21 protein-coding genes are annotated in these 19246 nt (G+C 36.1%); 15 read left to right on the top strand and 6 right to left on the bottom strand.

Translation table 11 applies throughout. The features are described from left to right. Positions 1–58: 58 nt before the first annotated feature. Both RNZ47_RS05655 and RNZ47_RS05650 read left to right on the top strand, forming a co-directional pair. Positions 59–1480, top strand: a complete 1422-nt coding sequence (locus RNZ47_RS05655) for an L-serine ammonia-lyase (RefSeq protein WP_311939042.1) — start codon at positions 59–61, stop codon at positions 1478–1480. Between the two features lie 169 nt (positions 1481–1649). Continuing rightward, entirely contained in the window at positions 1650–3185 is a 1536-nt protein-coding gene (locus RNZ47_RS05650) for a helicase associated domain-containing protein (RefSeq protein WP_311937666.1), read from the top strand. Positions 3186–3254: 69 nt separating this feature from the next. Here the strand turns inward: RNZ47_RS05650 and RNZ47_RS05645 are convergent, their stop codons facing one another. Continuing rightward, a complete protein-coding gene (locus RNZ47_RS05645) occupies positions 3255–3392 on the bottom strand; it encodes a hypothetical protein (RefSeq protein WP_311937664.1) in 138 nt (45 codons plus the stop codon). Positions 3393–3669: 277 nt separating this feature from the next. Between RNZ47_RS05645 and panB the strand changes: the two genes are divergently transcribed. The 3 genes from panB (at position 3670) to RNZ47_RS05630 (ending at position 6693) form a co-directional block, all read left to right on the top strand. Continuing rightward, positions 3670–4488: a 3-methyl-2-oxobutanoate hydroxymethyltransferase gene (gene panB, locus RNZ47_RS05640; protein WP_311937663.1), complete on the top strand. Its 819-nt coding sequence runs from the start codon at positions 3670–3672 to the stop codon at positions 4486–4488. Between the two features lie 98 nt (positions 4489–4586). After that, positions 4587–5288, top strand: a complete 702-nt coding sequence (locus RNZ47_RS05635; RefSeq protein WP_311937661.1) for an RluA family pseudouridine synthase — start codon at positions 4587–4589, stop codon at positions 5286–5288. A 22-nt stretch (positions 5289–5310) separates the two neighbouring features. Further along, positions 5311–6693 carry an aldehyde dehydrogenase gene (locus tag RNZ47_RS05630; protein WP_311937660.1) on the top strand — a complete coding sequence of 461 codons (1383 nt, stop codon included), beginning with the start codon at positions 5311–5313 and terminating at the stop codon, positions 6691–6693. Here the strand turns inward: RNZ47_RS05630 and RNZ47_RS05625 are convergent, their stop codons facing one another. The 5 genes from RNZ47_RS05625 to RNZ47_RS05605 all read right to left on the bottom strand — a co-directional run bounded on the left by RNZ47_RS05625 (position 6694) and on the right by RNZ47_RS05605 (position 9947). Beyond that, complete coding sequence (locus RNZ47_RS05625) at positions 6694–7515, bottom strand: sensor histidine kinase (protein WP_311937659.1); 822 nt, start codon at positions 7513–7515, stop codon at positions 6694–6696. Continuing rightward, complete coding sequence (locus tag RNZ47_RS05620) at positions 7508–8218, bottom strand: hypothetical protein (RefSeq protein ID WP_311937657.1); 711 nt, start codon at positions 8216–8218, stop codon at positions 7508–7510. Before RNZ47_RS05620 ends, RNZ47_RS05625 begins: the two co-directional genes overlap by 8 nt. Before the next feature lie 13 nt (positions 8219–8231). Beyond that, a complete protein-coding gene (locus RNZ47_RS05615; RefSeq protein ID WP_311937655.1) occupies positions 8232–8759 on the bottom strand; it encodes a hypothetical protein in 528 nt (175 codons plus the stop codon). Positions 8760–8861: 102 nt separating this feature from the next. Then, positions 8862–9380: a CPBP family intramembrane glutamic endopeptidase gene (locus RNZ47_RS05610; protein WP_311937653.1), complete on the bottom strand. Its 519-nt coding sequence runs from the start codon at positions 9378–9380 to the stop codon at positions 8862–8864. A gap of 108 nt (positions 9381–9488) precedes the next feature. Then, the gene (locus RNZ47_RS05605; RefSeq protein WP_311937651.1) at positions 9489–9947 is read right to left on the bottom strand and encodes an Lrp/AsnC family transcriptional regulator; all 459 of its coding nucleotides are present in this window, start codon (positions 9945–9947) and stop codon (positions 9489–9491) included. A 160-nt stretch (positions 9948–10107) separates the two neighbouring features. On the opposite strand from RNZ47_RS05605, the gene RNZ47_RS05600 reads away from it, so the two are divergent. The 10 genes from RNZ47_RS05600 (at position 10108) to lolA1 (ending at position 19241) form a co-directional block, all read left to right on the top strand. Continuing rightward, positions 10108–11307, top strand: coding sequence for an aminotransferase class I/II-fold pyridoxal phosphate-dependent enzyme (locus tag RNZ47_RS05600; protein WP_311937649.1), 1200 nt, complete (start codon positions 10108–10110; stop codon positions 11305–11307). A gap of 124 nt (positions 11308–11431) precedes the next feature. Continuing rightward, a complete protein-coding gene (gene nhaC / locus RNZ47_RS05595) occupies positions 11432–12928 on the top strand; it encodes a Na+/H+ antiporter NhaC (protein ID WP_311937647.1) in 1497 nt (498 codons plus the stop codon). Positions 12929–13062: 134 nt separating this feature from the next. Beyond that, positions 13063–13701 carry a peroxiredoxin gene (locus tag RNZ47_RS05590; protein ID WP_311937645.1) on the top strand — a complete coding sequence of 213 codons (639 nt, stop codon included), beginning with the start codon at positions 13063–13065 and terminating at the stop codon, positions 13699–13701. 116 nt (positions 13702–13817) lie between these two features. Next, positions 13818–14126 carry a thioredoxin family protein gene (locus tag RNZ47_RS05585; RefSeq protein WP_311937643.1) on the top strand — a complete coding sequence of 103 codons (309 nt, stop codon included), beginning with the start codon at positions 13818–13820 and terminating at the stop codon, positions 14124–14126. 108 nt (positions 14127–14234) lie between these two features. Next, positions 14235–14492 carry a DUF6952 family protein gene (locus tag RNZ47_RS05580; RefSeq protein WP_311937641.1) on the top strand — a complete coding sequence of 86 codons (258 nt, stop codon included), beginning with the start codon at positions 14235–14237 and terminating at the stop codon, positions 14490–14492. Between the two features lie 142 nt (positions 14493–14634). Then, positions 14635–15141: a thiol peroxidase gene (gene tpx, locus RNZ47_RS05575; protein ID WP_311937639.1), complete on the top strand. Its 507-nt coding sequence runs from the start codon at positions 14635–14637 to the stop codon at positions 15139–15141. Continuing rightward, complete coding sequence (locus tag RNZ47_RS05570; RefSeq protein WP_311937637.1) at positions 15134–15502, top strand: diacylglycerol kinase; 369 nt, start codon at positions 15134–15136, stop codon at positions 15500–15502. Before tpx ends, RNZ47_RS05570 begins: the two co-directional genes overlap by 8 nt. Positions 15503–15807: 305 nt before the next feature. Beyond that, positions 15808–16056 (top strand): hypothetical protein, encoded by a 249-nt coding sequence (locus RNZ47_RS05565; protein WP_311937634.1) that lies wholly within the window; start codon positions 15808–15810, stop codon positions 16054–16056. A 112-nt stretch (positions 16057–16168) separates the two neighbouring features. Further along, positions 16169–18544, top strand: coding sequence for an FtsK/SpoIIIE family DNA translocase (locus RNZ47_RS05560; protein ID WP_311937632.1), 2376 nt, complete (start codon positions 16169–16171; stop codon positions 18542–18544). A gap of 61 nt (positions 18545–18605) precedes the next feature. Further along, on the top strand, positions 18606–19241 hold the full coding sequence (gene lolA1, locus RNZ47_RS05555; RefSeq protein WP_311937630.1) for an outer membrane lipoprotein periplasmic chaperone LolA1: 636 nt from the start codon (positions 18606–18608) through the stop codon (positions 19239–19241). Positions 19242–19246: the final 5 nt, after the last annotated feature.

The following is a 19246-nucleotide window of genomic DNA, read 5'->3' as shown; positions in this document are numbered from 1 at the left end:
AAATTATGAATCAAAAACAAACTCTCTATATTTGCCAAACTATAACGATTGCGTAATTATGGAATGTATTTCGGTTTTCGATATGCTAAAAATAGGCGTTGGCCCTTCAAGCTCGCATACACTCGGGCCTTGGCGCGCCGCCGAACGTTGGATTAAAGAATTAAAAACGGCAAACAAGTTTGATAAAGTTGAAGCCATCTCCGTCGATTTGTACGGTTCGCTGTCATTAACAGGCAAAGGGCATGCCACCGATTTTGCCATTATGCTTGGTTTAAGCGGTGCCGACCCGGAAACCATTCCTACAGAACACATTAATTCAACCATTGCGGCCATAAAAAACACTAAAACAATACGTTTTAACAACGAAAAAACCCTTGCGTTTAACCCAGAAACCGACATTGTTTTTAATAAAAAGTTTTTACCGTTTCATGCCAATGCCATGATTTTTACTGCCCTCATCAATGGTAGGAAATCAAAATCGACCTTCTACTCCATCGGTGGCGGTTTTGTTGTAAAAGAAGAACGCACAAACCATAAACGAAATTTTGAAATCAAGTGCACCTTTCCGTACCCAATCGAAAAAGGCACAGAGCTTTTACAGTTTTGTAAAAACCTGAATTTACCAATTTCGCAGGTCGTTTTGGAAAACGAAAAATCCATCCGCGAAGAAGAAAAAATCGATAGCGAACTAAAACGCATTTGGGACACCATGCTGGAATGCATGTATATCGGCTGCCATACCGAAGGCCATCTCCCTGGTGGTTTAAATGTACGGCGACGCGCTTACGATATGCACCAAAACCTAAAAAGCGGCAAACCCTATACAACACCTGTAGAATGGATTTATTCCATTAGGGATACCGAAGTAAAATTTAGGCAAATCATTAAATGGGTAAGCTGTTTTGCATTGGCGGTAAACGAGGTTAATGCCTCCTTGGGTCGGGTGGTTACGGCACCAACAAACGGAAGCGCAGGTGTTATTCCCGCAGTGCTTATGTATTATTTGGTTATTGAAAACCACGATGGCGATTTTGAAGACATCAAACGTTTTTTATTAGTGGCTGGCGAAATTGGAAGCATCTTTAAAAAAGGCGCCACCATAAGTGCGGCCATGGGTGGCTGTCAAGCCGAAATTGGCGTGTCGTCGGCCATGGCGGCCGGCGCCTTAACCGAATTGCTTGGAGGCACCCCGGAACAGGTTTTGGTAGCCGCCGAAATTGCCATGGAACACCATTTAGGGCTAACCTGCGACCCCATTGGCGGACTCGTGCAAATACCGTGTATAGAGCGCAATGCCATGGGCGCCATTAAGGCCATTAATGCCGCAGAATTGGCTTTGGACACCGACCCAAATAATGTAAAAGTACCTTTGGATAAAGTGGTAAATACCATGTGGGAAACCGCCAAAGACATGAATACCAAATACAAAGAAACCAGCGAAGGCGGTTTAGCGGTTGGTGTGCATCTTACCGATTGTTAGTTTGGGCAACCCGTTACTCTGGTTAGCTTTATTTAAAACTTGAATTTGTCAGAAAAAATTTCTAAATTCGTGTACGAAAATTAAAGATATATTTCGTACATAATAAATATATAGTTAATATTAATTATATATGATTGTTGTGCTTCATGTCGAAAAACCTATCAAATAAATGATTGCAGAATTCATAGGACAAGGATTGTTTGAAGATACCGAAGAAAGTATCGGAAATCACGTGTGTTCTACTCTGAATAAAATTTCATTTAACGAAGTAACTTTTTTTAATGCTTTTTTAAGGTCAAAAGGTCTTGAAAAACTTAAACCTTTCATAAAAAAAGCGCAGGAAAATGGAACTAATTTCACTTTTTTTATTGGTATCGATGATAAGATTACATCAAAAGAAGCTCTTGAAATGCTGTTGGAATTGAAAATTGACAGTTACGTATATTCATCTAAACAGTACATTTATCATCCAAAAGTTTATGTGTTTGAAGGAGATGTTAGGAACCGAATTATTACTGGCTCTTCCAACCTAACAAAATCAGGTCTATTCTATAACATAGAATCATCTATTTTACTCGACTTTACAAATGAAGACAAAGGTGGAAATAAGGTTTTGAATCAACTCAAAGATTACTTCTCACCTTTATTGGAATTCACAAGTGATAATCTTGATAAAGTCACTCAAGAACACATAGATTATTTAGCAAACGAGTCTCTAATTTCAATTGAAAAATATGAATCTGATGAAAATTCGCTATTGGACTTTCACGACAATTCTAAAAGACGTTTTAAAAACCCTGAAATAGGAACACTTGGCGAAATAGAAATAACCGAAAATGCTCGTCAATCAAAAAAATATAAATTTAAAATAACAGAAGAGTATTTAGAAAAATGGGATGGAATGTTTGAACGCATGAAAGCCTATAAAGAAAAGTTTGGTCGTACTACTGTTAGTAAAAATAATACAGATGATAAAACTTTAATTGGATGGTATTACAAACAAAAATGGATTTATAATGACTCTGAACTTGAAATGCCTGAAGAGCATTTAAAAAAATTAGAATCAATTGATTTTTATTTCGGAGATGGAAAAGATGAAAGAAGTGATTTCATCCGAAAAAGATGGTTAAAATTATTAAGTAAAGCTTTAAAACAAGGAGAAGAAGTTAGTCAAATTCATAGTTACACATTTGAGGGAGAAAATCTTGGAACATGGTTACAAGAATCTAAAAAAGACCCAGAAACAAGAGCTTTAATTGAAAAAACGGGTTTTGATTATAACAAAAAAAGTAGAAGTCCTAAAAATTCTGCAATAAGGTTTTTAGCACACCTCGAAGAGGATATAAATCCAAAAAAATCCAAATATCAGACTTTATTTAATTCAAGAATCATTCATAGAAAAGATAAAATACCAGATTATCTAATCAATGAAATAAATAAATTGTGGAAACAGAAATTTAAAGAAGATAGAAGTTGGATAAAAAAGTCAAGAGTTAAAGATTATACAGAGGAATGGAAAAAATTTAGAAATAATAAATCTATTAATCCAGAAGGAAAATGGTTTAAGCCAAAACCATACATGGGAAATATTTATGAATGGGTTTGGGGTAAAAGAAAGAATAAAAGTAAAATGGATTTAGTAATTGACAAATTTAACCAAGAAGAGTTAAAAGAATTAAAAAATGAAGGATTTCCTATTGAATAACTAAAAAACACGAAAGCACAACAAAGAACTGAGTTAAAAAATTACGTATTTAAGCTTAACCAAAAACAGTTACACGTGAGCTACAACTACCTTCCCTTTTAAAAATCCAACAATCCATTCTTGGCACGCTTCTTTTCTTCCGGTATCCATTACAGTGGCCTCATTGTTTTTATTGGTATAAGCTGTTTGCAAGATTATTTTATCCATCCTCACAGATTTCATAAGTGCTGTGTCATTTTTATGAAAACCTTCAAAAAACGTATCGACAGTTACTTTAACTTGTGTTTTTTTATGTGTTTAACCAAAAACCGTGGATGCAATCAACATGGCTAAATATAATATTGCGCGTGCCATAATTCTGAATTTTAATCTAAAAATACGCGATACACCTCATAATCAGCACCTCATAAAGAAAAGTTTAACAAAAACACCAAATAAACCTTAATTTACTATTTTTACCAACTATCAAAACAAAGCAAAAACTATGTCTACAGCAAAAAAGGAATACAAGCGCATTACCGTAAAAACATTGGTTGATATGAAAGCCAATGGCGAAAAAATATCGATGCTTACCGCATACGATTATACCATGGCGAAAATTGTTGATGGCGCCGGAATTGACGTTATTCTTGTGGGCGATTCGGCCAGTAATGTTATGGCGGGCCACGAAACCACATTGCCCATTACGTTGGACCAGATGATATACCACGCATCGTCTGTGATTCGAGCCATAGAAAGATGTTTGGTGGTTGTAGACTTGCCTTTTGGAAGCTACCAAAGCGACCCTAAAGAAGCCCTGCGTTCGGCCATTCGCATTATGAAGGAAAGCGGTGCGCACTCGGTAAAAATGGAAGGCGGACGCGAAATAAAGGAATCTATAAAACGCATTTTGAATGCCGGTATTCCAGTGATGGGGCATTTGGGTTTAACGCCACAATCGATATATAAATTTGGAACTTATACGGTTAGGGCGAAAGAAGAAGTTGAAGCCGAACAACTTATTGACGATGCCAAAATGCTCGAAAAAATTGGATGTTTTGCCATTGTGCTCGAAAAAATTCCAGCCAAACTTGCCAAACAGGTTGCCGAAAGTGTCAGCATCCCAATTATTGGTATTGGTGCTGGTAATGGTGTTGACGGACAGGTTTTGGTATTGCACGATATGTTGGGAATGACCCATGAGTTTAATCCCCGTTTTTTACGTCGATATATGAATTTATTTGAAGACATGACCAGCTCCATTTCGCAATATGTGGATGATGTTAAATCGCGGGATTTCCCAAATGATTCCGAGCAGTATTAAGTTTCCGTTCGCAGTCGCAGTATCCAGTTTCGCTCAAACGCAAAAACCTTGATTTATAATTCAACAAAAAATATCAGTAATTAAATATTCGTGAATTAGTGGCCGAAAAAGTTCTATCAAATAAATCAAACCTCAATGTGCTTTACGAAGACAACCACATCATTATTGTTAACAAACGTGTGGGCGACATTGTACAGGGAGACAGAACGGGCGACAAACCCTTAAGCGATGTTGTAAAAGCCTATATTAAAGAGAAATACAACAAACCGGGAAACGTGTATTTAGGCACCGTACATCGGTTGGACCGACCCACTTCAGGCCTCGTGATTTTTGCTAAAACGAGTAAGGTTTTACCGAGGCTCAACAAATTATTTGTTTCAAAAGATATTAGTAAAATCTATTGGGCAGTTGTAAAAAACCAACCTCCAAAACAGGAAGACACGCTTATTAATTGGCTTAAAAAGAATCCGAAAAACAATAAATCGTATGCCCACAACAAAGAGGTAACCGATAGCAAAAAAGCGATTTTACATTACAAAACCATAAAAAAACTCGACAATTACTTTTTACTGGAGGTTCATTTGGAAACCGGAAGGCACCATCAAATACGCAGCCAATTATCAACCATAGGTTGCCCCATTAAAGGCGATTTAAAATACGGATTTGACAGAAGCAACAAAGATGCGGGCATTCATTTGCACGCCAGGGAAATTAAGTTTATTCATCCTGTTTCCCAAATAACCATTCATATTACTGCACCGCTACCCATAGACCCAATTTGGGATGCTTGTTTGTCTTAATTCTGTATCTTTATAAAAAAACATGTTGAATAACATTCCAGACATAATTTCAAATCAAAAGGCCTTTTTTAACACACAAAAAACTAAAGATGTCTCGTTTAGGATAAATGTGCTTAAAAAGTTAAAACAGGCGATTATAAGTCGCGAAAAAGACATTTTTGAAGCCTTGCACAACGATTTTAAAAAACCATCGTTTGAAGCCTTTTTAAGCGAAAACGGTTTGGTTATTGCCGAAATAAACCTCGCCATAAAACACCTAAAATCGTGGAGCAAACCAGAGCGGGTTAAATCGTCTGTTCTTTTATTTCCATCCAAGGATTATATTTATAAATCGCCCTACGGCACAGTGCTTATTATTGGCCCTTGGAATTACCCGTTTCAACTTGCCATAAACCCTTTAATTATGGCCATAGCCGCTGGTAATACGGTAGTTTTAAAACCGAGTGAGCTCACACCAAATACATCGCAATTGGTAGCAGATATTGTAAAAGATATTTTCCCAAAAGAGATGGCTACGGTGGTTCAGGGTAGCGTTGACGTTTCTACCGAGCTTTTAAAACAGCATTGGGACTATATTTTTTTTACGGGCAGCGTTTCGGTTGGTAAAATAGTGGCACAGGCGGCAGCAAAACACTTAACGCCCGTAACCTTGGAATTGGGCGGAAAATCGCCTTGCATTATTGACGACACCACTAATTTAAACCTAACGGCGAAACGTTTGGTTTGGGGCAAGTTTTTTAATGGCGGTCAAACCTGTATAGCACCGGATTATTTGATTGTAAAAACATCCATAAAAAATGATTTGATCGATGCATTAAAGAATGAAATACTTAAAGCTTATGGCGATGCTAAAAATTCTGAAGATTACCCAAGGATTATTAACCGTAAAAACTTTACACGGTTAACACAGCTTTTAAAAGGTGTAACGATTGCTTTTGGTGGCGATTATAATGAAGAGGAATTATACCTTGCGCCCACACTTATTGATGAACCGCCGTTAGATAGTGAGGTTATGAAAGATGAGATTTTCGGACCTATTTTACCCATTCTTTCTTATGAAACCGAAGACGATATAACGTCCATTATACAGCATTTTGACAGGCCTTTGTCGCTTTACGTTTTTTCAAAAAACAAACGTTTTGTTGAAAACACAATTGAAAAATTCAGTTTTGGCGGTGGAGCCATTAACGATACTTTAATTCATTATGGCAACGCCAATTTGCCGTTTGGAGGTATTGGCGCCAGTGGTATTGGAGCTTACCATGGCAAGTTTGGTTTCGATACGTTTACCCATAATAAGGCGATTGTTAAACGCGGCAATTGGGTTGACCCGCCATTTAGATATGCGCCGTACAGCACGAGCAACTTAAGATTGATTAAAACCATGTTTAAGTGGTTTTCGTAGTTACGACGTTGGGTAATTTAGCGTAAGTGTAACACCTTCGTTTGGTTTTGAGTATAAATCCAATGTGGCATTAATCAAAGCTGCCCTACTTTTCATATTTATTAAACCTGAGCCTTTTTCAACGGTATTCATATCAAAGCCTTTACCGTCATCTGAAGCTATAATGGTAATACGTTTTGGTTGGTACTCCAAAACTATTTTAAGGTTTTTAGCTTCAGAATACTTCACTGAATTGGATAAAAATTCTTGTAAAATTCTAAAAATAATAATTTCGTGTTTTCTGTTTTCAAAATCTACCTTATCGCCCTTAATCACTAATTCGGCACTGGTAAATTTCATTTTTTTTAAACGATTCAATTCATTGTTAATCGATTTTTCAAATCCAATGTTCAACACCACTTCATTGTTTAAGGTTTTTGAAAGCGAACGGACTTCTTTTAAACTTTCCTTTAGCGCATCAGAGGTGTCTTTAAACTTATCTTTTATATCGCTATCGGTAAATTGGGTTTTTAAAATACTTAATTGCATACTTGCAAAAGCCAAGAGCTGACCCACATTGTCGTGCAATTCCCAACCAATATTTTTTAGCGTTTGTTCTTGGCTTTCGGTTTGGGCCATGGCAATTTCCTTTTCAAAGGCTTGCTGTTGTTTAATCCTATCTAAAAGCAACTTGTTTTTTCGTTTTTGAAACACCACAAAAAACACCACAACCAAAGCTGTAATAATGATTAAAACCATAATCATGTACACGAGCAAGTAGCGTTCGGCTGGTGTAGTAACAGGTTGGGTTTGGGCTAAAAAAACAGTTAAATAGTTAATCATTATTAATATCTGGTTTACAATAAATGAGTGCAAAAGTAAAAGTGGAGTACATAAATATATTTACGAATAAATAGATTTGCCATTTAAGAATTATAAAATTCCAATCTACACTTCTAAAGTAAATATCATAAAACATTAATGGGGTTGTAATTAACCACCACACAAATATGGTTATCGCAATATAGAAATTTATGGACTTATAAAAGTTTAAAATCTTATCGCTCATTAAAACCTCTACAAAATAAAAAACAGCACATAAAAAAACAATAAGGGCGCCAAAAATTCTAATTGTTGTTAGGTTTCTTGTAAAATACGCCTCCCAATTAAAAATGATGTATAAAACAGAGAAAAGCAAGAAGGAATATGACGTTAATCGCAGAATTAATCTATGAGATTTAGCTTCTAAAACTCTTATAAAATAAAATGAAAAAAACATTATACTGCCTATACTCCAATAGATTGTGCCCCACCAATAATTCTTTTGAAATACGGTCCCTTTTAAAAAACCAAAGTAACCATCGTTGTCAATGTATAGCGTATAAGTCGATATAAACTCTGCCAATACAACAAAAACCAAGAACCATATAAAATACTTAGCAGCTACAAACTTGTATTTTTTATATAAAACCAAACCAGTTATAGCTGCCAATATTTCAAAACTATGTGTGAGTAATAAATAGTTTTGTCTAAAAAAATCTTCCAATATTCAATATTTATTAATTAGGATATGGTGCCCCTGGCGGATAACCTGTGCCTCCATCATTTAAAGGAGAACATTCTGGACAATCCTCTTCATCTCCCTGAAAAGCAAACGGATTCATACTGGCTCTATCTGTACCTTTTTTTGCTGTTGGCACCATAAACATGGTTGTGTAATCTTTTTTATCCTGTCCAGCATTTTCACCGTACACACCCAGGTAAACTCGAATTCCCGTCATGCTATAACCCAAACTATCAGATTCATGTTTAGCAAAAGCTAAGTAGTTTTCAATATCATCTAAAGACCACCAAGTTGAGCGGTTATCCACCTTTCTACCTTGCATGCTTGCCGCGGAATCTACGGCCGCCTTTCTGTACATCGTCCAATTATTATTTAATGTTTTTGCCTGATCTGGTGAAATAACGCCTTTGGGTTTTACAAATTTTATATCATCTATTCCATCGTCAACTTGTCTTGGGCAAAAATAATATGTAGCGAGTGCGCCAACAATAAATCCTAAAATAATGTAGCTTAGTTTTTTCATGTGATAATTCGGTTTTTAATATTAGTAATAGCTGGTCTAAAATAGTAAAAAGTTTTTATTAGAGTTACCATTACCTATGTTTTAATAAAATTCGCTTATACATTATTCAGGAAAACCTAGCATATCTCCCATGCCAACCGTAAACAACCAACAACCGTAAATGGCGTGCTCAATAGTAACCAAAAGTGTGGACTTTGTTTTATTATAGGTTATGGCGAATAATAAGCCGCCTAAAAAAGTTAACACTATTACCAATGTGTTTTTAAAGAAGATATGTCCTAAAGAAAAAACCACGGCATTTAAAAAAATGAAAAGGTTTTTGTTTTTAAAAAGGTTGTGATAGCGTTTAAAATAAAATGTTCTGTAAACCAATTCTTGAGGGTACACTGAAAAAGCGCTGTAAATAAACAAGATAAAAAGCCATAATTTTGGTTTATTGATGAGCACCATAAAAAGTGCTTCTTTATTGGTAAGCCAAACAAAAAGCGTCGTTATGCAAACAATTACCAAAAACTTAACAAGCGTTTGTTTAATGAATAACCGAAAATTTAAATTTTTGGCGATACGGAATTTTTCCTTTTCAACCTTCAACAACATAAAAACAATGTAGAAAAAGCCCATAAACCCGATACCTAATTTGATCCAAAACGGATAGCTTAAAACCAAACTCAAGGGGATCAAAATAAAAATGATAAAAAACTCGAAACCTTTATATAAAACCAAATTCATCTAAACCTTAATTGCTGTGGTGTGTTTTACCTCGTTAATAACAAACATGCTGTGTGTACTGCCAATATGGTTGATGGTGGTTAGTTTTTTTACCATAAACTCCCTAAAGGCTGCCATGTCCTTTACCAATACTTTTAAAAGATAGTCGTAATCGCCACTTACGTGATAGCACTCCAAAACTTCTGTTAAACGATTGACTTCCTTTTCAAAACTAACCACAAAATCCTGACTGTGCTTTTCAAGTTTTATATGACAATACGCCACAAAAGCTTTATCGGTTTTTTCCTTGTTAACCAGAGCTACATATTTATTGATAAACCCTTCCTTTTCCAGTTTTTTAATACGTTCGTAAACCGCCGTAACCGATAGGTTTAATTTATTTGAAAGCTCTTTATTGGTCTGCTTACTATCCTTTTGCAAATAAAACAATAGTTTTTTATCAATATCATCAAAAATCATAATCGAAAATTTTTCATAAAGATAACATTTTATGAAGAAACTATAAACTTTATATCTGTATTGTACTATTATTATAGATTTATTTTCTAAACAACATCATATATATTGTATTATAATCTAAATTAATGGAGTTTTGTAAAAACGACTAAAATCAATTATTATGGCTTTTAAACCTGCAAACAACATTCAAGATTTACAATACTTTGGCGAATTTGGCGGCGTTAACCCTTCAATATCCGACTCTTCAACTTACACTTTTTTATCGGCAAAAACCATGTTTGATACTTTTGAAGGAAACGCCGATGGCTGTTATCTATATTCGCGCCATTCATCGCCTTCTAATTTGTATTTAGGTGAAGCTTTAGCCGCCATGGAAGGCACCGAAACCGCCAACGTTTCAGCTTCGGGTATGGGTGCAATCACACCGGTTTTATTGCAACTTTGTGGGGCTGGCGACCATATTGTTTCAAGCCGGACGATTTACGGCGGCACTTACGCGTTTCTTAAAAACTTTACGCCACGTTTTAATATTGAAACTTCGTTTGTCGATATTACAAAGCTCGATGTGGTTGAAGCCGCCATTAAAAAAAACACTAAGATTTTGTACTGCGAATCGGTTAGCAATCCGCTTTTGGAAGTTGCCGACATTAAAGGGCTGGCAGCTTTGACAAAAAAACACAATTTAAAATTAGTGGTGGATAATACGTTTTCGCCATTATCCATTTCCCCGGCCATTTTAGGAGCCGATGTGGTAATACACAGTTTAACAAAATTTATTAACGGATCGAGCGATACGGTTGGAGGCGTGGTTTGTGGCACTCAAGATTTTATAAACGATTTGCGTAATGTGAACAACGGCGCATCTATGTTATTGGGCTCTACCATGGATAGCTTGCGAGCGGCATCGGTTTTAAAGAATTTAAGAACCTTGCACATTCGTATGCAACAACACAGTTTTAACGCTACTTTTTTGGCTGAAAAATTTGAAGCTGATGGTTTAAAAACAGTGTATCCGGGTTTAAAATCGCATCCTTCGCACAACCTATTTAAATCCATGATGAATGATAAATACGGCTTTGGAGGTATGCTAACCATTGATGTGGGCTCGTTGGAAAAAGCCAACGAACTTATGGAATTGATGCAAAACAGGAACCTAGGCTATTTGGCCGTGAGCCTTGGTTTTTACAAAACCCTGTTTTCTGCTCCTGGAAGCTCCACCTCGTCAGAAATACCCGAAGACGAACAAAAAGAAATGGGCTTAAGCGATGGCTTAATTCGATTTTCCATTGGATTGGATGCCGATATTGAACGGACTTATAAAATGATGCATGACTGTATGAAAGCGTTAAACATTATGTAGCCGACTTTATATTGGTCGGAAAAAAACATAACCTCTCAAGAAAACAAACAAAGCGACTTCAAAAGCATTTCTATTTGCATACATCTTATGAAAATCGTAACATTACGAGACCAAAAACGAGCAGATGCAAGACGAAAAAAATATTTCAGAGATAAAAATTAAAAATCAAAAAATAATTGACAATACAGAATTAAACATTTGGGAAGCTTTAATACCCGTAGTTGCACTTATTGGTATGCTGGCTTACAACATTTACATTTATGGCGATAATGCCTTGAGCGGCAGTAATCAATTCATACTTTTAATGGGAGCTGCAGTAGCGGCAATTGTAGGTTACAAAAACAAAGTACCCCATAAACTCATGATTGCCGAAGTTGCAGAAAACGTTAAATCTACAACTGGTGCCATTTTAATTTTATTAATGGTGGGCGCTTTGGCCGGTACGTGGTTAATAAGCGGCATTATTCCAACCATGATTTATTACGGCTTGCAAATACTTAATCCAACTATTTTTCTGGCGGCTTGTGTAATTATCTGTTCCATTATTTCTATCGCAACGGGAAGTTCCTGGACCACATCTGCAACCGTAGGTATTGCTTTGGTTGGCATTGGCGAAACTTTAGGCATTTCTATGGGCATGACTGCAGGCGCCGTACTTTCTGGAGCTTATTTTGGAGATAAATTATCGCCCCTTAGCGATACCACAAACTTAGCACCCGCCATGGCTGGCAGCGAATTGTTTACACACATCAAATACATGACACTTACTACGGTACCAACCATAGTAATTACCCTCATTATCTTTATAATTATTGGTTTAAATTTAGGTACGACCAGTGCGCCAGTTATTCAAGATAAATTGGACGCTATGGATGCCGTATTTAATATAAGCCCTTGGTTATTTATTATTCCTGGATTTGTGATTTTTTTAATCATTAAAAAGAAACCACCACTTATCGCCCTTTTATTAGGCGCCCTTTTAGGTGGTGCTGCTGCCATTATTGCACAACCAAATATTGTTGCCAATATCGCAGGTGCCGAATCGATAAACTTTCATTCTGCATACAAAGGCGTTATGAATGCCTTAACCATTGATACCGCAGTAACGACAAGTAGTGAAGAACTTAATGATTTATTTACCGCGGGCGGTATGAAAGGCATGCTTGGTACCATTTGGCTCATAATTTGCGCCATGGTTTTTGGAGGCGTTATGGATGCTATTGGTGCTTTATCCAGAATTACAAAATCGCTCTTAAAGATGGCGCATACTACATTTGGGCTATTTGCGAGCACCGTTGCCAGTTGTTTGGCATTGAATTTAACGGCATCCGATCAATACCTGGCTATTGTTGTTCCCGGTAAAATGTTTAAACAAGCTTATGAAGACAAAGGCTTAGCGCCAGAAAACTTAAGTAGAACGCTTGAAGACTCCGGAACGGTAACCTCGGTTTTAATTCCGTGGAACACCTGTGGCGCCTATCATTCAAAAGTCCTTTTTGGTTACGCCGGAGCTACGGCTTATATTCCCTACGCATTCTTTAGCATCTTAAGTCCGATTATGACTTTGCTTTTTGCCGCTTTTTCGATTAAAATCAAGCAATTGAAAGAGAATAACAAATAACTATTGATATTGTTTTTTACCATAATTAAAATCTATCGACAGATAAATAATAAGAATTTTATTTCCTCATAAAATTGAAAGGGTATAGTATCTTTGTATGGAAGAAATTATTAACAATTAAAAATAAAATTCACATGTCATTTGTAGGTAAAAAATTTCCAGACTTAAACGTAAACGCCATGAACGAAATGGGCGATACTTTTAAAGTAAACGTATTAGAAGAAGCAGTAAATAACAAGAAAAAAGTGGTGTTATTTTGGTACCCAAAAGATTTTACGTTTGTGTGTCCAACAGAGTTACACGCCTTTCAAGAAGCTTTACCAGAATTTGAAAAACGCAACACAATCGTTATTGGCGCGTCTTGTGATACACCAGAAGTTCATTTTGCTTGGTTAAGTACAGCCAAAGACAATGGCGGTATTGAAGGTGTAACCTATCCTATTTTAGCGGATAGCAACCGAAACCTGTCAAGCATTTTAGGTATTTTAGATATTACAAACGAAACTTACGACGAAGAAACCGGAACCGTTCAGGTTGAAGGCGACAACGTAACATATCGAGCTACTTACATTATCGATGAAGACGGTATCGTACAGCACGAAAGCATTAATAACATGCCTTTAGGCAGAAACGTTGGTGAATATCTTCGTTTGGTTGATGCTTTAACGCACGTACAAGTAAAAGGCGAGGTTTGTCCAGCTAACTGGGAAGAAGGTAAAGATGCCATGCAAGCCAATGCCAAAGGTACTGCTGCGTATTTAGCAACTCACTAGAGTTTGCACTAACCAGTTAGGTTAAAAAACTTTCACAAAAATTCAATAAAAAAGTACCAAATTCCAAAAAAGATAAATTGGAATTTGGTACTTATAATTTAAAAAATCAAAACATTATGGTACAAGAATTAGAACAAGATAATTTAGGAGACATCATTTCAAATAACGATACCGTAATTGTACAATATTCTGCCTCTTGGTGCGGCAACTGTAGAATTATGAAACCTAAATTCAAGAAATTGGCTTCTGAAACCGAAAACGCTACATTTGTTATGGCCGACGCCGAAAAATTTCCAGAATCCAGAAAATTAGCAACCGTTGATAATTTACCAACTTTTGCAACCTTTAAAAACGGTAATTTTGTAAACCAAGTACAAACCAACAAATTCGATGTTTTAAAAGAACTTGTTGAAGGCGTTATCTAAAATTTCCGCGAAAGTGAAAAAATAGCAGTATTTAAAATTAAAAAGTTTTCCGCCGAAGTTTATCTTGAGCGATAGTCGAAGAACGGATATAAAAAAACAGAATAACTGATGAAGCTACCAATAATTAAACACCTAACAGAATTCATTGAAGAAAACGATGAAGATTTTGTAATAGAAACTATTGAAACCCTAGAGGCTTTAACAGAAGTATCTTCTTTAAAAGATGAAGAATTAGATGTTATTGGTGAGTTAATTTCCAACATGTACGGCGCTATCGAAGTCAATAAATTGATAAAAGACGGTACACCCAAAAAAGAGGCCTTAAATAGTTTTATGAAACGTGTATTAGGCTCAATCGATACTTAAAAGATTGCCTTTATAATAAATATTAAACGCTTTGTCCCATTTAACGGATAAAGCGTTTTTTTGTTGAAACAATTTTAAAAATGATAAGCGTAAAAACATTAAATATTCATATTTTTAAATTCTTAACCAATAAACAAATAAAATGGCAACAGTAACATTAAAAGGTAACCCAATAAATACCTCAGGAAGTTTACCTGCAATAGGAACAAAAGCACCGGACTTTTTACTTACGGCAACAGATTTATCTACCCATAGCCTAAGTAACTATAAAGGAAGTAAATTGGTTTTAAACATTTTCCCGAGCATTGATACGGGCACCTGCGCTCAATCTGTACGAACCTTCAATCAAGAAGCCAGCGAATTGGAAAACACTAAAGTACTTTGCATTTCGCACGATTTACCATTCGCCCATGCACGTTTTTGTGGCGCCGAAGGTTTAGAAGATGTCATCAGTTTATCAGATTATAAAGATGGAAGATTCGGTAAAGATTACGGTTTAAACTTTATTGATGGCCCTTTAGAGGCTTTACATTCGCGTTGTGTGGTGGTTTTGGACGAAAACCATACCGTTAAATACACCGAACAAGTAAGCGAAACCGTAGACGAGCCCAATTACAAAGCGGCATTAGAGGCCTTATTAGATGAGTAAAAAAGAGTCCTTTTTGTTCAACCGCATAAAAAGTGTGGGCTATGCTTTTAAAGGCGCTTTACTACTTTTAAAAACCGAATCCAGCATAAAAATACAGTTTTTTATAGCCATTTTAATGACTATAGCTGGATTCTATTTTAATATTTCAACCTACGAATGGATTGTGCAATGCCTAGCCATTGGCATGGTTATGAGCGTTGAGGGCATAAATACCGCGATTGAAGAAATTGCCGATTTTATGCATCCGGAGCACCATATAAAAATCGGACTTATAAAAGACATTGCTGCTGGTGCCGTTTTTATTGCCAGTGTTTTTGCTATCATAATTGGGTTTATAATTTACCTTCCTAAGATTTTTTAAACATAAAGGTTATGATATTTTTCAGTTTCTTTAGAAGTATAATATCAAAATCATCAAAACAGCATCGCGACTTTTCAAAATTGGCAAATAAGATAGTAGGGTCAACATTAACAAACTTCAATTTCATTAAACATAGTGAGTCTATTGAGTATTATTCAACTTCAATAATATGGAGAAAAAATAATTAATATGTCAAAATTAGTGCTTCAACTTATCCCCAAGACTATCCATATACTTTTGATATTCTTTTAGGTGAAGGAGATAGTGAAGATTTCTTTGAATATGACTGGAAATCGATTTCGATATTGAGATTAAAATCTTTAACAGATAAAAAATTAGCGACTTATAATCTTCCTTCTTCAAGTGAATTAAAACAAGACATTGAATTAGCGAATAATGATTTAATCAAGTATGGTAAAGCTTTTCTAGAAGGAGATTTAACTGATTATGATACAGCTATTAAAATTAAAAACAAACACAAAGAGCCATATAAAATCGTGAAATCAAGAAAAGATTTTTTAAAATCAAATAATATCTTTTCTAAAGATTTTTAATATACGATTACCCTTAGGATAAACGTTAGTAATTTGTATTTTTGCTCAATCGTTTTTAACGATATAACCCTGAACTCGTTTCAGTGTCTCAAATTGATATTAAACACCATTAATGGCGAAGAAAAAAACAAAGACCAACAAAACACCAAAACGAAGAATTAAAAAACCTAATTTTAAGTTGTCTAGCCAGCAAAAACTGGTATTGGGTAGCTTTTTGGTTATTTTGGGTTTACTGTTGTGCATTGCTTTTATTTCGTTTTTCTTTACGGGTGAAGCCGACCAAAGTAGCTTGTCAAATTTCACAAATCGCGAAGCAGAAACCCAAAACTGGTTAAGCAAAAGTGGCGCTTGGTTAAGCGATTTATTTATACAGCGCGGGTTTGGCGTCGCATCCTTTATATTTTCCGGATTGCTATTTCTTTCCGGTGTTTACGTCCTTATGGATATTGCCAAAGCAAAATTGCGCAAACATTGGTTCTGGGGCATATTCATCATCATTTGGATATCTGTTCTTTTTGGTTTTTTTGGCGATAAAAAGGATATTCTCGGAGGGACAATCGGTTTCGAAATAAATATGTTTCTACAAGATTATATCGGTAAAATAGGCACTTCACTCCTACTTTTATTTGGTTTAATCACCTATTTAGCCATTCGTTTTAAAGTGACGTTCCACAGTATTGCTAAACTTTTCAAATCGGCCAAAAAAGATATAAAAGATGAATTTTCTAAAGCCAATGATGAGTTTTCTATTCCGCTTGATAATAATTTATCTGAAGAAGCCGAAGCTATAAAAACCGCTTTTGACATTCCTTTGGAAAATAAACCACCAACCGCAAAAAAAGAAACTAAACCCGAAACCGCAACACCTTTGGAGGTCAAAATAACCGAGGAAGAAGAACCGGATTTAGAAATGAAGGTTGAAACCGTAGCCGAAGAACAATCGGAAACCGATAATTTGGCCAATAAATTGGTTGAGGATTTCGGGCAATTCGACCCTACTTTGGAGTTGAGCAACTATCAATTTCCGCCACTGGATCTTCTTAAAAAATACGATACCGAAGGCATTACCATCAATCAAGAAGAGCTTGAGGAAAATAAAAATAAAATTGTTGAAACCTTAAGCAATTACAAAATTGGCATTGCCAGCATAAAAGCCACTATTGGCCCAACGGTTACCTTGTATGAAATTGTTCCCGAAGCCGGCGTGCGAATTTCGAAAATCAAGAATTTAGAAGACGATATCGCTTTATCGCTCTCCGCTCTGGGTATTCGTATTATTGCGCCCATTCCTGGAAAAGGCACTATTGGTATTGAGGTGCCCAATAAAAATTCAACCATTGTGTCGATGCGTTCGGTAATCGCTTCAAAAAAGTTCCAGACTTCCGAAATGCAATTGCCTATTGCTTTAGGTAAAACCATTAGCAACGAAACCTTTGTTGTCGATCTTGCAAAAATGCCACACTTACTTATGGCGGGTGCAACCGGACAAGGTAAATCGGTGGGATTAAATGCGGTATTAACATCGCTTTTATACAAAAAACATCCGGCAGAGGTTAAGTTTATTTTAGTCGATCCTAAAAAAGTGGAACTGACGCTTTTCAATAAAATCGAACGCCATTATTTAGCAAAACTACCAGATAGCGAAGAAGCCATTATCACGGATAACACAAAGGTAATCAATACATTAAATTCATTATGTATTGAAATGGATAACCGCTACGAGTTGCTTAAAAATGCCTTATGTAGAAACATAGCCGAATACAACGCGAAGTTTAAAGCACGAAAGTTAAACCCGAACGACGGTCATCAATTTTTACCATACATCGTTTTGGTTGTTGATGAGTTTGCAGATTTAATAATGACTGCCGGTAAAGAGGTTGAAACACCCATTGCGCGTTTAGCTCAATTGGCGCGTGCCATTGGTATTCACTTAATTATTGCCACACAGCGTCCGTCGGTTAACGTTATCACAGGTATTATTAAAGCCAATTTCCCGGCGCGAATTGCGTTTAGGGTAACCAGCAAAATAGATTCACGAACCATTTTAGATGGCTCTGGTGCCGACCAACTTATCGGTCGTGGTGATATGCTGTTTACGCAAGGTAACGATGTAATTCGTGTGCAATGCGCCTTTGTTGACACCCCCGAAGTAGAACGCATTACCGATTATATTGGCTCGCAAAAAGCCTATCCCGAGGCCTATCTTTTACCCGAGTATGTTGGGGAGGAAAGTGGCACAAGTCTTGATATAGATATATCAGATCGGGACAAACTGTTTAAAGACGCCGCCATTGTTATTGTAACGGCGCAACAAGGGTCGGCTTCTTTATTGCAACGAAAATTAAAATTAGGATACAACAGAGCGGGCAGAATAATAGACCAATTAGAGGCCGCCGGTATAGTTGGGCCTTTTGAAGGCAGCAAAGCCAGACAGGTTTTAATACCCGATTTATTGGCGCTCGATCAGCATTTAGAAAACGAATTATAATTAGATTTCCATAGCTTCACTGAGCGCAGTCGAAGTGCGGAAATGAAAAAAAAGTTATTCAATGAAAAAAATTATTAGCATTTTATTACTCACTCTTTCAGTTAGTGCCTTTTCTCAAAACGAAGGTAAATCGTTATTACAAGACGTTTCGGCCAAAGTAAAAAGCTACGATAATATTTCAATAGATTTCAAATATGTCCTTGAAAATACCTCAGAAAACATCAAACAGGAAACCCGTGGCGATGTGGTGATGCAAGGTGAAAAATACCGATTGAACATTTTGGGAATTACGCGTCTTTTCGACGGTAAAACAACATACAGCATTAGTCCCGAAGACGAAGAAGTTACCATTTCATCTGATAATACCGACGACGAAGACAACATTACCCCAAGTAAAATGCTGTCGTTTTACGAAGATGGCTATACCTATGCTTTGGATATTGAGCAAAATATACAAGGCCGAAAAGTACAGTACGTTAAGTTAACACCCATTGATTCGAACTCTGAAATCAAGCACATTCTTTTGGGTGTAGATAAGCAAACCAAACACATTTATAACCTCATTCAAATCGGTAAAAACGGAACCAAAACAACGCTTACTGTTAATTCTTTTAAAACAAACGAACCTTTATCAAAAAGCTTATTTACCTTTGATGCCAATAAATACAAAGATTATTACATCAATAAATTAGATTAGGTAAC

The sequence above is a fragment of the Hwangdonia seohaensis genome (assembly GCF_031932625.1).
Lineage (GTDB): Bacteria > Bacteroidota > Bacteroidia > Flavobacteriales > Flavobacteriaceae > Hwangdonia > Hwangdonia seohaensis.
Note: the sequence above shows the minus strand (reverse complement) of the source record. Positions and strands in the feature narration are given on the sequence as shown.

Bases quoted from the DNA above. Each gene is read 5' to 3' on its own strand.
- lolA1 (WP_311937630.1), top strand. From the start codon at position 18,606: ATGAAAAAAATTATTAGCATTTTATTACTCACTCTTTCAGTTAGTGCC.
- RNZ47_RS05655 (WP_311939042.1), top strand. From the start codon at position 59: ATGGAATGTATTTCGGTTTTCGATATGCTAAAAATAGGCGTTGGCCCT.
- RNZ47_RS05630 (WP_311937660.1), top strand. From the start codon at position 5,311: ATGTTGAATAACATTCCAGACATAATTTCAAATCAAAAGGCCTTTTTT.
- panB (WP_311937663.1), top strand. From the start codon at position 3,670: ATGTCTACAGCAAAAAAGGAATACAAGCGCATTACCGTAAAAACATTG.
- RNZ47_RS05580 (WP_311937641.1), top strand. From the start codon at position 14,235: ATGAAGCTACCAATAATTAAACACCTAACAGAATTCATTGAAGAAAAC.
- RNZ47_RS05625 (WP_311937659.1), bottom strand. From the start codon at position 7,515: ATGATTAACTATTTAACTGTTTTTTTAGCCCAAACCCAACCTGTTACT.
- RNZ47_RS05610 (WP_311937653.1), bottom strand. From the start codon at position 9,380: ATGGGCTTTTTCTACATTGTTTTTATGTTGTTGAAGGTTGAAAAGGAA.
- RNZ47_RS05570 (WP_311937637.1), top strand. From the start codon at position 15,134: ATGAGTAAAAAAGAGTCCTTTTTGTTCAACCGCATAAAAAGTGTGGGC.
- RNZ47_RS05590 (WP_311937645.1), top strand. From the start codon at position 13,063: ATGTCATTTGTAGGTAAAAAATTTCCAGACTTAAACGTAAACGCCATG.
- RNZ47_RS05615 (WP_311937655.1), bottom strand. From the start codon at position 8,759: ATGAAAAAACTAAGCTACATTATTTTAGGATTTATTGTTGGCGCACTC.
- RNZ47_RS05585 (WP_311937643.1), top strand. From the start codon at position 13,818: ATGGTACAAGAATTAGAACAAGATAATTTAGGAGACATCATTTCAAAT.
- RNZ47_RS05600 (WP_311937649.1), top strand. From the start codon at position 10,108: ATGGCTTTTAAACCTGCAAACAACATTCAAGATTTACAATACTTTGGC.
- RNZ47_RS05645 (WP_311937664.1), bottom strand. From the start codon at position 3,392: ATGGATAAAATAATCTTGCAAACAGCTTATACCAATAAAAACAATGAG.
- tpx (WP_311937639.1), top strand. From the start codon at position 14,635: ATGGCAACAGTAACATTAAAAGGTAACCCAATAAATACCTCAGGAAGT.
- RNZ47_RS05605 (WP_311937651.1), bottom strand. From the start codon at position 9,947: ATGATTTTTGATGATATTGATAAAAAACTATTGTTTTATTTGCAAAAG.
- RNZ47_RS05560 (WP_311937632.1), top strand. From the start codon at position 16,169: ATGGCGAAGAAAAAAACAAAGACCAACAAAACACCAAAACGAAGAATT.
- nhaC (WP_311937647.1), top strand. From the start codon at position 11,432: ATGCAAGACGAAAAAAATATTTCAGAGATAAAAATTAAAAATCAAAAA.
- RNZ47_RS05650 (WP_311937666.1), top strand. From the start codon at position 1,650: ATGATTGCAGAATTCATAGGACAAGGATTGTTTGAAGATACCGAAGAA.